Raw genomic sequence first — 14,294 nt, forward strand, 5'->3', positions numbered from 1 at the left:
GGTCGTCCCTCCACGAGGAGGACGTGTGACCACGCTCAATGAGGTGGCCGTTGGCGAGGGCGCCATCAGTACGCTCCGCCGCGGCCTGCGGCTGAGCCCGGAGTTCAAGGTCGGGCTGGCCGGAACGCTGCTGCTCGCCCTGGTGGCGACCGCGGGCCGGATAGTGGTTCCGATCGCCGTTCAGCAGACCATAGACAAGGGCATCGGGGCCACGGGCTCGGCCGACATCGGTTTCATCCGGAACGCGGTGCTGCTGTGCGCCGTGGCCGTGGGGATAACGGCGATCAGCGCGTACGCGATGAACGTCCGGCTCTACAAGACCACCGAGACGGGCCTGGCCACGCTGCGGGTCAAGGCGTTCCGGCATGTGCACGACCTGTCGATGCTCACCCAGAGCGGGGAGCGGCGCGGCGCGCTGGTGTCGCGGGTGACCGGGGACGTGGACCAGATCAGCCAGTTCATGCAGTGGGGCGGCCTGATGATGGTCGTCTCGCTGGGGCAGCTGGTGGTGGCCAGCGTGCTGATGGCGGTCTACTCCTGGCAGCTGACGCTGCTGGTCTGGCTGACGTTCCTGCCGCTGGCGCTGGCGCTGCGCTGGTTCCAGCGGCTGGTCTCCGCCGCGTACATGAAGGTGCGCGAGCGGATGGGCGATCTGCTGGCGGCGGTGAGCGAGTCGGTGGTGGGCGCCGCCGTGATCCGCGCGTACGGGTCGGAGGACCGCACCGCGCGGCGGGTGGACGAGACCGTGGACGCGACCAGGCGTGCGCAGACCAAGGCGCAGGGCCTGGTGGCGCTCACGTTCCCCTCCAGCGAGCTGGCGGCGGCCACGGCCACGGCCGGCGTGGTGGTGGTCGGGACGCTGCTGGGCATCGGCGGCCACCTGTCGGCCGGGAAGCTGATCGCCTTCCTCTTCCTGGTCACGCTGTTCGTCAGCCCCATGCAGACGGCGACCGAGGTCCTGAACGAGGCCCAGAACGCCATCGCCGGCTGGCGGCGGGTCCTGGGCGTCCTGGACACCGATCCCGACGTGGCCGACCCGGGAGACAAGGGCGAGGTGCTGCCGCGCGGCCCGATCGAGGTCCGGTTCGAGGACGTGGGGTTCGCCTACCCGGGCGGGCCGCCCGTACTGCACGAGGTGAACGCGGCCATCGCGCCGCGCAGCAGGGTCGCCGTGGTGGGCGAGACCGGGTCGGGCAAGACGACGTTCGCCAAGCTGCTCACCCGCCTGATGGACCCGGCCTCGGGCCAGGTCCTCGTGGACGGGGTACCGCTGAAGGACGTGCGGTTCTCCTCGCTGCGGGAGCGGATCGTGATGGTGCCGCAGGACGGGTTCCTGTTCGACGCCTCGCTCGCCGACAACATCCGGTACGGCAGGCTGGACGCCACCGACGAGGACCTCGCCCTGGCCCTGACCGAGCTGGGGCTGGCCGACTGGCTGGACGGGCTGCCCAGGGGCCTGGAGACGCCGGTGGGCCAGCGCGGCGAGTCGATGTCGGCCGGCGAGCGCCAGCTTGTCGCGCTGGCCCGGGCCTACATCGCCGACCCGGACCTGCTCGTCCTGGACGAGGCGACCTCGGCGGTCGACCCGGCCACCGAGGTCCGGATCCAGCGGGCCCTGGAGGGGCTGACCCGGGGCCGTACCGCGATCTCGATCGCGCACCGGCTGTCGACGGCGGAGTCGGCCGACGAGGTGATCGTCTTCGACGCGGGCCGGATCGTCCAGCGCGGCGCGCACGCCGACCTGGTGGCCGAGCCGGGGGTCTACGCCGACCTGCACGCCTCCTGGATCGCCCAGCGCGCCCTGTGATCCGGGGAGGTTCCGGGTGATTTCAGGAGGATCCGCGAGGTCCGATCGCACGGGACCGAGCTAAAGGACTTGCCCGATATCTGGTCTGGTGCGCATTCTGCTGTGGTGAACAACGAGGTCGTGATGCAAACAGCGAGCACCCTGCACGGGCAGCTCCAGCGTGGTCTGGGCCGGGCGGCGCGGCGCGCCGCCGACAAGCCGGGGGCGGGCGAGTACGTCTACGACTGCATACGCCGCGATCCGCGCTGGGACGCGCAGTGCGAGTCGCGCGGCCTCTACTACGCCCGCCTGATGGTGGATTTGGAGCTACCGGTCGGCCCGGTCGCCGAGCACCTGTTCGACCCCGCCGACCAGAGTGAGGGCGACGACTGGCGGGTCCAGCTGGCCCTGGACGTGCTCACCGAGCTGGTGCGGCTGAGCCGGCGGGAGGCGGCGATCCCGCTCCGGCGGTACGCCGAGGAGGGCATGCACTGGTACGACGCGCTGGAGGCCCTGGCGGGGCTCGGCGACCCGGTGCTGGCCGGCGGCCTGGACTCGCTGGTCGCCGCCCGCTGCGACGAGCCCACGCTCGACGGCCTGGTCTCCGGGTACGCGGGCCCGCGCACCGCGGTGATCGAGAGCTGGGCCGCCCGGCAGCCGCGCATCGCGGCCGCTCTCGCCCGGTCACGGGAGGCTGGTCTTGCCCGTTCACGGGAAAATGGCCGGCCCCGGCGGCCCGGCGGCGGCGGGCCGGCGGCCCGTACCGAACGGACCGACGACGAGCTGCTCGGCCTGGCCCGGCGGCGCGACGACGGCGCGGTCGCGGCCATTTTCGAGCTGGGCCGGCGGCGCGCCCCCGGGTTGCTCGACCTGGCGGAGGAGCTGCTTCCCCAGCGTCCCAGCAGATGGGGCGGGGCCGTCTGCCGCGCGCTGCGCGAGTACGGTCCCGAGGCGCTCCCCCGCGCGCGTGCGTGGGCGGCGGCGGGCGGCCGCTGTACGGACATGGGCCTGGACATCCTGGCCCGCCACGGCACCCGCCAGGACATCCCCCTGTTGATGAACGAGCTGCACGCCGCTCTCGACCGCCGCGACTGGGGCGATGCCGCCGGCCCCATCGAGGGCCTCGGCAGGCTCCGCGCGGGCGAGGCCGTCCCGCTGCTGAAAACCGCTTGGACCGAGTCGACCTACGCCTATCTGCGACCACGTGTGCTGACCGCGCTGACCCGTACCGCTCCCCACACCGCCGAGTCCTACACCGTCGAGGGACTGTGGGACTGCGAGGAAGGCGTCCGGCAGGTCGCCGCCCAGACCGCCCCGATCACCGCGGAGACGCGCATCCGGCTGCAGCGCCTGGACCACGACATCGCCGAGGAGCCCGCCGTCCGGGCCGTCGCCGCGAGCCGCCTGATGTAGGCCCGTCCCGTACGGACTGAACCTTCGCCCCACTGAACCTTCGCCCCCGGGCATGCGTACCTCCCGTCGAATCGCGCATCTCTTCGCGGGAGGACAGCCCATGGGCTCCCTGTTCCACACCCCGGTCACGTTCCACGCCCCGGTCAAGACCGTGCTGCTGTGCGGTGCCGCCCTCGTACTCCCGCTGGCGGTCGGCTGCTCCGGCGGCGCGGGCGGGCACGGCGAGCACGGCGGCGGCCCGGTCGCCAAGGTCGCCACCATCGAGCAGCTGGCGCAGCAGACCGGCTGCACGCTGATCGGCAGCCGCAAGTCCGCCGAGTTCAAGCAGGGCCAGTGCAAGACCGACAAGGGCCGGTACGTGCTGGTGAGCTTCACCACCGACAAGGGCCGGGACTCCTGGCTCACCGAGGCCAAACCCTGGGGCGGCTCGTACCTGGTCGGGCCGAAGTGGGTCGCCGTCGCCACCCCGCCGATCCTGGAGTCGCTGCGCACCAAGGTCGGCGGCAAGATCATCAACGGCGACCACCACTGAGTCGGCCACCGCGGCCACCACTGGGGCGGCGCCACCTCCGCGGGGAGGACATCACCGCCGGGTACTACTTTTCGGTCCCCGGGGTTCCCTCCACGGGAGGGGGGCGGAATGCGGGCCGCCGTCTACACTCACAGCCATGATCTCCCTGCGACGGAAACTGGCCGTACTCCCCCTCATCCTGCTTCCGCTGGGGGCGGCCGCCGCCTGCAGCAGCGAAGGCGCCGAGACCAACTGCACGCTCAACTCCTGCACCGTGACGTTCGACCGCGGCGTCGACGCCAGCGCCTCCATCCTCGGCGTGAAGGCCGAGCTGGTGAGCGTGCAGGGACAGAACGTCACGATGAAGATCGCCGGGCAGCAGATCACCGTGCCGGTGGGCGAGGGCGAGCAGGCCGACGGCTTCACCGTCTCGGTCCAGTCCGTCACCAAGGACAACGTCGTCGTCAAGATCTCCAACGGCGAGGGCGGCGGTGGCGAGGGCGGCGGCGAAGGCGGCTGACGCCAGGCCGGCGGCCCGCTGACGGACGGCTCCCGTACGCCAGGACGACCGCGATAAAAGGGTGTCGCGGAACGCGCGAACGGCTACGTTACTAGGTAGTAGTCCGCGATCCCGCCGACGACACCCGCCCTCGGCGGGGTCGTACGGCGAAGCGGAGACACGGCCGAGTGGAGGCTCCATGCCCCTCAGGGACCGTTTGCCGTCCGCCCCGCTGCAGATGCCGCGCGCCCGCCCGCTGCGGCGCTTCCATGTCGAGCGCGACCTGCCGGTCAGCATGCACGACGGCGTGACGCTGCTCGCCGACCGGTACGTTCCGGCCGGTGTGCGACGGCCGCCGCCCACGATCCTGGTACGGACGCCGTACGGGCGGCGCGGGCCGGCCGCCGTCCTCAACGGCCTGCCGTTCGTGCCGTTCGGCTTCCAGCTGGTCGTGCAGAGCGCGCGCGGGACGTTCGGCTCGGAGGGCGAGTTCGATCCTCTCGGCAGCGAGCACGACGACGGGCTGGCCACGGTCGAGTGGCTGCGCAACCAGCCGTGGTTCGACGGGTCGTTCGGTACGTACGGCGCCAGCTACCTCGGATACTCGGCCTGGGCCCTGGCGGCCGAGGCCGGTCCCGAGCTCAAGGCGATGGCCCTGCAGATCACGGCCTCCTCGTTCCGGGACGCGGCGTACGTCGGCGGCTCGTTCGCCCTGGAGTCCACACTGACCTGGACCGACCTCACCCACCGGCAGCAGCAGCCGCTCGGCATGCTCACCGCGCCGCTGATGTCGCGGCGCCGCGCGATCCGCGCGGCCCGTACCGGACGGCCCCTGTCGGAGCTGGACGTGCTCACCGGCGGCGCCCCCATGCGCTTCTACCAGGACCTGCTCGCCGCCCACCACGACCCGGGCTCGGCCTACTGGCTCAAGCGCGACTTCAGCGGGACGGTCGGCCAGGTCTCCGCACCCGTGTCCCTGCTCGGCGGCTGGTACGACGTGTTCCTGCCGTGGGAGATCAGGGACTACCTCGCGCTCCGGGCAGCCGGGCACCGCCCGTACCTGACCATCGGCCCGTGGTGGCACGCCGACGCCCGGCACAGCCTGGTGGCGTTCCGCGAGTCACTGGCGTGGTTCCGCGCGCACCTGCGCGGCGACCCCTCCGGACTGCGGGCCGACCCTGTGCGGGTGTACGTGACGGGCGCCCGCGAGTGGCGCGACTACCAGGACTGGCCACCGCCCGGCATGCGGCAGGACCGCTGGCACCTGCACGCGGGGGGCGGCCTTGGCGAGGACGGCCCGCAGGACACCCTCCCCAGCAGGTACCGTTTCGAGCCCAAGCGCCCCACGCCCGCCCTGGGCGGCCCCACCCTTCTGGGCAGTTCCAAGCCCGTGGACAACAGGCCCTTGGAAAAGCGCCCGGACGTCCTGGTCTTCTCATCGCCCGTACTGAAGAAGGACCTGGACGTCATCGGCCCGGTGGTCGCGGACCTCTTCGTACGGTCGGACCGCGAGCACACCGACTTCATCGTCCGGCTGTGCGATGTGGCACCCGACGGTACGTCCCGCAACGTCTGCGAGGGCGGCCTGCGCCTCGACCCCGACCGTCCCGTCGCCGACAAGCCCGTCGGCACCGAGGGCGTGCGGCGGGTGGCGATCGACCTGTGGCCCACCGGGCACCGGTTCCGGCGCGGCCACCGCGTCCGGGTGCACGTGACCAGCGGCGCGTACCCGAAGGTGGCCGCCAACCCGGGCACCGGAGAGCCGCTCGCCACCGCCCGCACGTCCGTACCGGCCGCGCAGGAGGTCTTCCACGACCCCGACCACCCGTCGGCGATCCTGCTCCCGGTCGTGGAGCGCTCCCCCGAGGTATCGATGCCCGACCCCGGCGAGGAGCAGGCCTGGGACATCCCGGCCTGAAGTCGATCGAGCGGCTTGATCTCGACCGGGCGGTCCGGCCTCGACCGGGCGGCTTGACCTCAACCGAGGTTGATGTCGCAACCTGAAGGCATGATCTTCACCGAGACCGAACGCGCGTACCTGTCCACCCAGCGCCTGGGCCGGCTGGCCACCGTCGGCCCCAAGGGCGACCCGCAGAACAACCCCGTCGGCTACGCCATCAACGACGAGCTCGGCACCATCGACATCCACGGCTACGACCTGGGCGCCACCCGCAAGTTCCGCAACGTCCAGGGCAACGGCCAGGTCTCCCTGGTCATCGACGACCTGAAGTCGGTCCAGCCCTGGCAGGTCCGCGGCATCGAGATCAGGGGCCGCGCCGAGGCCCTGACCGGCCAGCCGAAGGCGACCGACTACACCAGCCCCGAGGTGATCCGCATCCACCCGCACACGGTGTTCGCCTGGGGCCTGGACGGCAGCGGACACGGCATGACCAAGCGGACCGCCGGCTGAGCCGCCCGTTCAGCGGACGGAGGTACCGGTGGCGCGCAGGGCGTCCTTCACCTCGGAGATCTTCAGCTCGCCGAAGTGGAAGACGCTGGCCGCCAGCACCGCGTCCGCGCCCGCCTCGACCGCCGGAGGGAAGTGCTCCAGGGCGCCCGCGCCGCCGCTGGCGATCACCGGCACCGAGACGGCCTCCCGGACCAGCCGGAGCATCTCCAGGTCGAACCCGGCCTTGGTGCCGTCGGCGTCCATGGAGTTGAGCAGGATCTCCCCCACGCCCAGCTCCGCACCGCGCCGCGCCCACTCGATCGCGTCGATCCCGGTGCCCTTGCGGCCCCCGTGGGTGGTGACCTCGAAGCCCGACTCCGTACCCGCCGCACGCCGCGCGTCCACCGACAGCACCACGCACTGCGACCCGTACCGGTGCGCCGCCTCCCGCAGGAACTCCGGCCGGGAGATCGCCGCGGTGTTGATCGAGACCTTGTCCGCGCCCGCGCGCAGCAACCGGTCGACGTCCTCGACGGTACGGACGCCGCCGCCGACCGTGAGCGGGATGAACACCTGCTCGGCCGTCCGGCGCACCACGTCGTAGGTCGTGGAACGGTCACCGCTGGACGCCGTGATGTCCAGGAACGTCAGCTCGTCGGCACCCTCGGCGTCGTACCGGCGCGCCAGCTCGACCGGATCGCCCGCGTCCCGCAGGTTCTGGAAGTTGACCCCCTTGACCACGCGCCCGGCGTCCACATCCAGACACGGGATCACCCGTACCGCAACGCCCGTCCATCCAATACTCATGAGTCCCCCCGGTACGCCTCGACCTCGACCTCGACCAGCATCCGCGAGTCGATCAGCCCCGCCACCACGAGCATGGTCGCCGCCGGGCGGACGTGCTTGAACAGGCTGCCGTGCGCCCGGCCGACATCGGCGGCGTCGCTGGCGCGGGTGATGAACATCCGGGTGCGGACGACGTCGTTGCGGGTCAGGCCGAGGCGTTCCAGCGACCACAGCGCGATCTGGAACGCTGTACGGGTCTGCTCGTACGGGTCGCCGACGTGCACGACCTTGCCGTCCACGGTGGCGGTGCAGCCGGCGACCAGCGCGAGGTTCCCGGCCATGACGGCCCGGGAGTAGCCGAACTCGTCCTCCCAGGGGCCGCCGGACGAGATGCGCTCGATCACTTAACGGCCTCGAGCGCCTCTTCGAGACTGAACGCCTGCGCGTACAGCGCCTTGCCGACGATGGCACCCTCGAGTCCGCCCCGACCAACCGACCCCGACCGACCTCCCGGACCGTCGGACACCAGGGTGGCCAGGGCGCGCAGGTCGTCCAGGGACGAGACGCCGCCGGAGGCGATCACGGGCTTGTCGGTACGGGTGCAGACCTCGCGCAGCAGCTCGACGTTGGGGCCGCGCAGGGTGCCGTCCTTGGTCACGTCGGTGACCACGTAGCGGGGGCAGCCGTCGTCCTCCAGGCGGGCCAGGACGTCCCACAGGTCGCCGCCCTCGCGGGTCCAGCCGCGTGCGGCCAGCGTGGTGCCGCGCACGTCGAGACCGACCGCGATCTTGTCGCCATGGGAGGCGATGATCTTGCGGCACCACTCGGGGTCCTCCAGCGCGGCGGTACCGATGTTGACCCGGGCGCAGCCGGTGGCCAGCGCGGCCTCCAGCGACGCGTCGTCGCGGATGCCGCCCGACAGCTCCACCTGCACGTCCAGCCGCCCGGTCACCTCGGCCAGCAACTCCCGGTTGGAGCCGCGCCCGAACGCGGCGTCCAGGTCGACCAGATGGATCCACTCCGCTCCCGCGCTCTGCCAGGCCAGAGCGGCGTCCAGGGGGGCACCGTAGGAGGTCTCGGTACCGGCCTCGCCCTGCACCAGGCGCACGGCCTGGCCATCGGCGACGTCGACTGCGGGAAGGAGCGTGAGAGTCATGAAGGAGACCTTATCGACGGCGTGATCGGGATCGGCGGGTGGCTCGAACGGCGGTGGACCGGACGGCGGGACGGCGGCTCAGGCGACGGTGGCGAGCCAGTTCCGCAGGACGTGGGCGCCGGCGTCGCCGGACTTCTCCGGGTGGAACTGGGTCGCGCACAGCGGCCCGTTCTCGACGGCGGCGACGAACCGGTCGCCGTGCTCGGCCCATGTGACCAGCGGCGGCCTGATCAGGCCGGTCGGGTCGGGCTCCAGCTCCCAGCGCCGGGCGGCGTAGGAGTGCACGAAGTAGAACCGGGTGCCGGGGTCGATGCCGTCGAACAGCTCGGTCCCGGCGGGCGCGTCGATGGTGTTCCAGCCCATGTGGGGCACCACGGGCGCCTCCAGGCGGTCGACGGTGCCGGGCCACTCGCCGCAGCCCTCGGTGGTGACGCCGTGCTCGATGCCCTTGGCGAACAGGATCTGCATGCCCACGCAGATGCCCAGCACGGGACGGCCGCCGGCCAGCCTGCGGCCGATGATCTGCTCGCCGCGGACCGCGCGCAGCCCCTCCATGCAGGCCGAGAACGCGCCGACGCCCGGGACGATCAGGCCGTCGGCCTCGACCGCGGTGTCCCAGTCGGAGGTGACGGTGACGTCCGCGCCGTGCCGGGCGACGGCGCGTTCGGCCGAACGCAGGTTGCCCGAGCCGTAGTCGAGGATGACGATCTTCTTGCCCGCCGCGCTCGCGCTCACAGCAGCATCACGCCCGCGGCGAAGGCCAGCGCGGTCAGGACGAGCACCACCGCGGCGGCGATCTTGAGGCCCTGCTTGATGAAGCTGATCACGCCCATCAGCAGGAAGACCGCCAGGGCGAAGATCAGGACGTTGCCGTAGGTGAACTCCAGGCCGCCGATGGTCACCGTTACAGCGCTCCCTTGGTGGAGGGGATTCCGTGCACCTTCGGGTCGAACGCGACGGCGTCGCGCAGCGCCCGGGCCAGGGCCTTGAACTGGGCCTCGACGATGTGGTGGGCGTTGCGCCCGTACGGGACGTGCACGTGCAGGGCGACCTGGGCGTTGGACACGAACGACTCGAAGATGTGCCGGGTCATCGTGGTGTCGTACTCGGGCCCGATCATCGGGGCCATGCCCTCGGGCTCGCGGTGCACCAGGTAGGGGCGGCCGGACACGTCCACGGTCACCTGCGCGAGCGCCTCGTCCAGCGGGATGGAGGCGTCGGCGAACCGCCGGATGCCCGACTTGTCGCCGAGCGCCTGCCGGAACGCCTGGCCGAGCGCGATCGAGGTGTCCTCGATCGTGTGGTGGCTGTCGATGTACAGGTCGCCGGAGGTCTTGACGGTCAGGTCGAACGACCCGTGCTTGCCCAGCTGGGCCAGCATGTGGTCGAAGAACCCGACGCCGGTGGCCACCTCCACCTCGCCGGTCCCGTCCAGGTCGATCTCGACCAGGACCCGCGTCTCCTTGGTCCCCCGCTCGATGCGGCCGGTACGACTCACGAAATCTCCTTCGATGCGGTTGGGAGGAGTGCGGTGGCGAGGGCGGCACGGAACGCGGCCATCTCCCCCGGGGTCCCGACGCTGACCCGCAGCCACTCGGGCGGCCCCACCTCCCGGATCAGCACGCCCTCGCCGAGCATGGCCTCCCAGACCCGCCTGCGGTCGGGGAAGCGCCCGAACAGGACGAAGTTGGCGTCGGAGTCGGCCACGGTGAGGCCTTCGGCGCGCAGCCAGGACACCAGGCCGTCGCGCTCGTGCCGGAGCCGGTCGACGGAGCCGAGCAGCTCCTCGCCGTGCGCGAGCGCGGTCCGGGCGACGGCCTGGGTGACGGCCGACAGGTGGTACGGCAGCCGTACCAGCAGCAGGGCCTCCAGCACGGCCGGGTCGGCGGCCAGGTAGCCCAGCCGGGTCCCGGCCATCGCGAACGCCTTGGACATCGTCCGGGTGACGATCAGCCGGGGGTTGCCGGGCAGCAGCGTCAGCGCGGACGGGGTACCGGTGCGGCGGAACTCGGCGTACGCCTCGTCGACCACGACCATCCCCGGCGCGGCCTCCAGCACCGCCCGGATCGACTCCAGCGGCAGCGCGGTGCCGGTCGGGTTGTTGGGCGAGGTCAGGAAGACGACGTCGGGCCGGTGCTCGGCGATCGCCGCGATGGCCCGCTCGGGCTCCAGGCCGAAGTCCTCGTCGCGGTGCGCGTCGATCCAGCGGGTACCCGACACCCGGGTGATGATCGGGTGCATCGAGTACGACGGCTCGAACCCGACGGCGCTGCGGCCGGGGCCGCCGAACGCCTGCAGGATCTGCTGGATGATCTCGTTGGAGCCGTTGGCCGCCCACACCCGCGCGGCGGTCAGCCCGGCGCCCGGCGTGTCGGCGTTCAGGAACGCGGCCAGGTCCTCGCGCAGCGCGACGGCGTCGCGGTCGGGATAGCGGTTGAGCCGCCCCGCCACGTCCGCGACCGCCTCGCCGAGGGCCTTCACCAGGCGCTCGGACGGCGGGTACGGGTTCTCGTTGGTGTTGAGCGCGTACGGGACGTCCAGCTGGGGCGCCCCGTACGGGGTGAGGCCGCGCAGGTCGTCGCGGATCGGCAGATCGTCGAGCGACGTCATGACAGGTCGCCTCCCTCGGCGCCCGGGACCGTCCAGTCGAAGCGGGCCCTGAGGGCGGCGCCGTGCGCGGGCAGGTCCTCGGCGTCGGCCAGCGTCACGACGCGCGCGGTGGCCTCGGCGAGCGCGGCCTGGTCGTACTCCACGACGTGCACGCCGCGCAGGAACGACTGCACCGACAGCCCCGAGGAGTGGCAGGCGCAGCCGCCGGTCGGCAGGACGTGGTTGGAGCCCGCCAGGTAGTCGCCGAGCGACACCGGGGCGTGCGGGCCGATGAAGATCGCGCCGGCGTTGCGGACCCGGGCGGCCAGCTCGCGCGCGCCTGCGGCCTGGATCTCCAGGTGCTCGGCGGCGTAGGCGTCGGCGACCTTGAGTCCGTCCTCCATGCCGGCGACGAGCACGATGCCCGACTGCCGCCCGGCCAGCGCGGCGGTGATCCGCTCGGTGTGCTTGGTCCGCTCGACCTGGGCCTTCAGCTCGGTCTCGACCGCGTCGGCCAGCGACTCGGAGTCGGTCACCAGCACGGCGGCGGCGAGCGTGTCGTGCTCGGCCTGGCTGATCAGGTCGGCGGCCACGTGCACCGGGTCGGCGGTCGCGTCGGCCAGCACCATGATCTCGGTCGGGCCGGCCTCGGAGTCGATCCCGATCACGCCCTTGAGCAGCCGCTTGGCGGCGGCCACGTAGACGTTGCCGGGCCCGGTCACCAGATCGGTGCGCGGGCAGTCCTCGGTGCCGTAGGCGAACATCGCGACCGCCTGGGCGCCGCCCGCCGCGTACACCTCGTCGACGCCCAGCAGCGCGCAGGCCGCCAGGATCGCCGGGTGCGGAAGCCCGCCGAACCCGGCCTGCGCCGGCGAGGTCACGGCCAGGGACTCGACCCCGGCCTCCTGCGCCGGCACCACGTTCATGATCACGCTGGACGGGTAGACGGCCTGGCCGCCCGGCACGTACAGGCCCACCCGGCGTACCGGCACCCACCGCTCGGTGACCGTGCCGCCGGGCACGACCTGGGTGGTGACGTCGGTCCGGCGCTGGTCGCGGTGGACCAGCCGGGTGCGGCGGATCGCCTCCTCCAGCGCGTCCCGCAGCGCCGGGTCGAGCGCGGCCAGCGCCCGCTGGATCTCCTGGACGGGGACGCGGACGCTGTCCAGCTCCACGCCGTCGAAGCTCCTGGTGTACTCCCGGACCGCCGCCGAGCCCCGATGGCGCACGTCGTCGCAGATCGGCCGCACCTTCTCAAGGGCGGCCTCGACGTCGAGCTCGGCGCGGGGCAGCACGGAGCGCAGGTCGCCGGGAAGCGAGCCGCGCAGGTCGATACGGGAAATCACCCGCCCAGTCTACGAACCACCACCGGTCCCCCGCGCATCGTCTCACGTGGCGAGATGGCCCATGCGACCAGTCTCACACCGCTCTCACGCCGTCCAGCCGCCGTCCAGTACGGTCACCGCCGTACCGGACAGGACGACCCGGCCCCCGCGTGTCGTGGTCCCGACCTCGCCGCCGCGCTCGGACGCCTGGTAGCCGGTCAGCGTGTCGCGGCCGAGCTTCCCCGTCCAGTACGGGGCGAGCGCGCAGTGCGCGGAGCCGGTGACCGGGTCCTCATCGACGCCGGCTCCCGGGCCGAACACCCGGGAGACGAAGTCGTACGGGCTCCCCGGGTCCGCCGGCGCGGTGACGATCACGCAGCGGACCCCGAACGCGCCGAGCGCCCGGTGATCGGGGACGAGCTTGCGCACCGCGTCCTCGTCCGACAGCTCCACCAGCAGGTCGGGCTGGTCGTTGCGGCCGACCCAGGCGAACGGCGCGCCGAGGGCCTCGGCCAGGCCGTCCGGAACGGCGACGGGTTCGGCCGGGCAGGCGGGGAAGTCCATATCCAGCCGTCCGGCGGCGCCCCCGTTCCCGGGCCGTACGGTCAGGATCCCGCTGCGCATCGTCCGGAACCGGATCGGCCGGCCGGCCGGGACGATGCCCGACTCGTAGAGGGCGTGACCGCTGGCGAGCGTGGCGTGACCGCACAGGCCGATCTCGACCGTGGGGGTGAACCAGCGCAGCTCGAAATCGGCGTCCGCCTCGTCCACGGGCCGTACGAAGGCGGTCTCGGAGTGCCGCATCTCGGCGGCGACCAGCTGCATCCACGAGGGGTCGGCCGGAGCGTCCAGCAGGCACACGCTCGCGGGATTGCCGGTGAAGGGGCGATCGGTGAAGGCGTCGACGACGAACATCCGCATGCCTCGACGTTAACCGGCACCCCGGCGCGGGGACATGGCCAATCGGCACGAGTGGCCCACCGGCCACCGGCCACCGGCCACCGGCCGGGCCTACCGACGTCAAGACCGGACCTACCGCTTCAGATTATGAGAATTCCGATATTTCATGATCATCGAACACGACGTACGCTGGGCCGTTGAGGCGCTCTTTCGATGACGCACGCCTGAGGCGGGCGTGTGGAGGGATGTGCGGTGACTGAGCGGCTTCCGCTGTTCCCGCTGGGCACGGTCCTGTTCCCGGGCCTGGTGCTCCCGCTGCACCTGTTCGAGGAGCGCTACCGGCTGCTGGTGCGCGACCTGCTCGAACGCCCCGAGCCGCGGCGCCTGGGCATCGTGGGCATCGAACTGGGCCACGAGGTCGGCGACACCGCCGGGCTGCGGCTGGCCGAGGTCGGCTGCGTGGCCGAGATCCACGACGTCAACGGGCATCCCGACGGGCGGTACGACATCGTCACCATCGGGGCCGCCCGGTTCCGGATCAAGGAGCTGGACCGCGCGCTGCCGTACCTGCGCGGCGAGGTCGAGTTCCTCCCCGAGGATCCCGGCGCCAAGCCGGGCCCGGCCGTACTCCGGGTCAAGGCGCTGTTCCAGCTGTACCGGCGGCGGCTGGCCGCCGTGGGCGCGGAGGTGGCCGAGCCGGTCGAACTGCCCGACGATCCGGTGCGGCTGTCCTACCTGGTCGCCGCCGCCGTCGTGCTGGACGGCCACGACAAGCAGCGGCTGCTGGAGGCCGAGGACGCCACGATCCGGCTGCGGGCCGTCCAGGACCTGCTGGCCCGCGAGAACCGGCTGCTGAGCGCGCTGGCGACCGTACCGGCCGGCCAGTTCCTGGACACCTCGTTCCACCCGAACTGACCGGCCGAGCCTTCCGGCCGCCGGA

The 14,294-nt window shown here is 72.4% G+C and carries 16 protein-coding genes; 7 read left to right on the top strand and 9 right to left on the bottom strand.

All coding sequences use genetic code 11. The features are described from left to right. Positions 1-25 precede the first annotated feature (25 nt). The 6 genes from ACH34Q_RS03965 to ACH34Q_RS03990 all read left to right on the top strand — a co-directional run bounded on the left by ACH34Q_RS03965 (position 26) and on the right by ACH34Q_RS03990 (position 6,619). Positions 26-1,807, top strand: coding sequence for an ABC transporter ATP-binding protein (locus ACH34Q_RS03965; protein ID WP_395981331.1), 1,782 nt, complete (start codon positions 26-28; stop codon positions 1,805-1,807). Positions 1,808-1,912: 105 nt separating this feature from the next. Next, positions 1,913-3,199, top strand: a complete 1,287-nt coding sequence (locus ACH34Q_RS03970) for a hypothetical protein (protein ID WP_395981332.1) — start codon at positions 1,913-1,915, stop codon at positions 3,197-3,199. Positions 3,200-3,299: 100 nt separating this feature from the next. Next, positions 3,300-3,731, top strand: a complete 432-nt coding sequence (locus ACH34Q_RS03975; protein ID WP_395981333.1) for a hypothetical protein — start codon at positions 3,300-3,302, stop codon at positions 3,729-3,731. Positions 3,732-3,867: 136 nt separating this feature from the next. After that, a complete protein-coding gene (locus ACH34Q_RS03980; protein WP_395981334.1) occupies positions 3,868-4,230 on the top strand; it encodes a hypothetical protein in 363 nt (120 codons plus the stop codon). A 178-nt stretch (positions 4,231-4,408) separates the two neighbouring features. Next, a complete protein-coding gene (locus tag ACH34Q_RS03985; protein WP_395981335.1) occupies positions 4,409-6,127 on the top strand; it encodes a CocE/NonD family hydrolase in 1,719 nt (572 codons plus the stop codon). 90 nt (positions 6,128-6,217) lie between these two features. Continuing rightward, positions 6,218-6,619 (top strand): PPOX class F420-dependent oxidoreductase, encoded by a 402-nt coding sequence (locus ACH34Q_RS03990; protein WP_395981336.1) that lies wholly within the window; start codon positions 6,218-6,220, stop codon positions 6,617-6,619. Between the two features lie 9 nt (positions 6,620-6,628). On the opposite strand, the gene hisF is transcribed toward ACH34Q_RS03990, so the two are convergent. The 9 genes from hisF to ACH34Q_RS04035 all read right to left on the bottom strand — a co-directional run bounded on the left by hisF (position 6,629) and on the right by ACH34Q_RS04035 (position 13,375). Beyond that, the gene (hisF, locus tag ACH34Q_RS03995; RefSeq protein ID WP_395981337.1) at positions 6,629-7,405 is read right to left on the bottom strand and encodes an imidazole glycerol phosphate synthase subunit HisF; all 777 of its coding nucleotides are present in this window, start codon (positions 7,403-7,405) and stop codon (positions 6,629-6,631) included. Next, positions 7,402-7,788 (bottom strand): RidA family protein, encoded by a 387-nt coding sequence (locus ACH34Q_RS04000; protein ID WP_395981338.1) that lies wholly within the window; start codon positions 7,786-7,788, stop codon positions 7,402-7,404. Before ACH34Q_RS04000 ends, hisF begins: the two co-directional genes overlap by 4 nt. After that, entirely contained in the window at positions 7,785-8,540 is a 756-nt protein-coding gene (priA, locus tag ACH34Q_RS04005) for a bifunctional 1-(5-phosphoribosyl)-5-((5-phosphoribosylamino)methylideneamino)imidazole-4-carboxamide isomerase/phosphoribosylanthranilate isomerase PriA (RefSeq protein ID WP_395981339.1), read from the bottom strand. The genes ACH34Q_RS04000 and priA overlap by 4 nt, the downstream gene beginning before the upstream one ends. 78 nt (positions 8,541-8,618) lie before the next feature. Continuing rightward, complete coding sequence (gene hisH, locus ACH34Q_RS04010; RefSeq protein WP_395981340.1) at positions 8,619-9,275, bottom strand: imidazole glycerol phosphate synthase subunit HisH; 657 nt, start codon at positions 9,273-9,275, stop codon at positions 8,619-8,621. Beyond that, positions 9,272-9,442 (bottom strand): hypothetical protein, encoded by a 171-nt coding sequence (locus ACH34Q_RS04015; RefSeq protein ID WP_395981341.1) that lies wholly within the window; start codon positions 9,440-9,442, stop codon positions 9,272-9,274. Before ACH34Q_RS04015 ends, hisH begins: the two co-directional genes overlap by 4 nt. Positions 9,443-9,444: 2 nt before the next feature. Then, positions 9,445-10,038 carry an imidazoleglycerol-phosphate dehydratase HisB gene (hisB, locus tag ACH34Q_RS04020; RefSeq protein WP_395981342.1) on the bottom strand — a complete coding sequence of 198 codons (594 nt, stop codon included), beginning with the start codon at positions 10,036-10,038 and terminating at the stop codon, positions 9,445-9,447. Then, on the bottom strand, positions 10,035-11,150 hold the full coding sequence (locus tag ACH34Q_RS04025) for a histidinol-phosphate transaminase (RefSeq protein ID WP_395981343.1): 1,116 nt from the start codon (positions 11,148-11,150) through the stop codon (positions 10,035-10,037). Before ACH34Q_RS04025 ends, hisB begins: the two co-directional genes overlap by 4 nt. Continuing rightward, on the bottom strand, positions 11,147-12,475 hold the full coding sequence (gene hisD, locus ACH34Q_RS04030) for a histidinol dehydrogenase (RefSeq protein WP_395981344.1): 1,329 nt from the start codon (positions 12,473-12,475) through the stop codon (positions 11,147-11,149). The genes ACH34Q_RS04025 and hisD overlap by 4 nt, the downstream gene beginning before the upstream one ends. Before the next feature lie 84 nt (positions 12,476-12,559). Beyond that, positions 12,560-13,375: a PhzF family phenazine biosynthesis protein gene (locus ACH34Q_RS04035; RefSeq protein WP_395981345.1), complete on the bottom strand. Its 816-nt coding sequence runs from the start codon at positions 13,373-13,375 to the stop codon at positions 12,560-12,562. Between the two features lie 231 nt (positions 13,376-13,606). On the opposite strand from ACH34Q_RS04035, the gene ACH34Q_RS04040 reads away from it, so the two are divergent. Continuing rightward, positions 13,607-14,269, top strand: coding sequence for an LON peptidase substrate-binding domain-containing protein (locus ACH34Q_RS04040; RefSeq protein WP_395981346.1), 663 nt, complete (start codon positions 13,607-13,609; stop codon positions 14,267-14,269). Positions 14,270-14,294 lie beyond the last annotated feature (25 nt).

It is taken from the genome of Actinomadura sp. 9N407, assembly GCF_044326315.1.
GTDB lineage: Bacteria > Actinomycetota > Actinomycetes > Streptosporangiales > Streptosporangiaceae > Spirillospora.

Bases quoted from the DNA above. Each gene is read 5' to 3' on its own strand.
- ACH34Q_RS03980 (WP_395981334.1), top strand. From the start codon at position 3,868: ATGATCTCCCTGCGACGGAAACTGGCCGTACTCCCCCTCATCCTGCTT.
- ACH34Q_RS04025 (WP_395981343.1), bottom strand. From the start codon at position 11,150: ATGACGTCGCTCGACGATCTGCCGATCCGCGACGACCTGCGCGGCCTC.
- ACH34Q_RS03985 (WP_395981335.1), top strand. From the start codon at position 4,409: ATGCCCCTCAGGGACCGTTTGCCGTCCGCCCCGCTGCAGATGCCGCGC.
- ACH34Q_RS04035 (WP_395981345.1), bottom strand. From the start codon at position 13,375: ATGCGGATGTTCGTCGTCGACGCCTTCACCGATCGCCCCTTCACCGGC.
- ACH34Q_RS03990 (WP_395981336.1), top strand. From the start codon at position 6,218: ATGATCTTCACCGAGACCGAACGCGCGTACCTGTCCACCCAGCGCCTG.
- ACH34Q_RS03975 (WP_395981333.1), top strand. From the start codon at position 3,300: ATGGGCTCCCTGTTCCACACCCCGGTCACGTTCCACGCCCCGGTCAAG.
- priA (WP_395981339.1), bottom strand. From the start codon at position 8,540: ATGACTCTCACGCTCCTTCCCGCAGTCGACGTCGCCGATGGCCAGGCC.
- hisF (WP_395981337.1), bottom strand. From the start codon at position 7,405: ATGAGTATTGGATGGACGGGCGTTGCGGTACGGGTGATCCCGTGTCTG.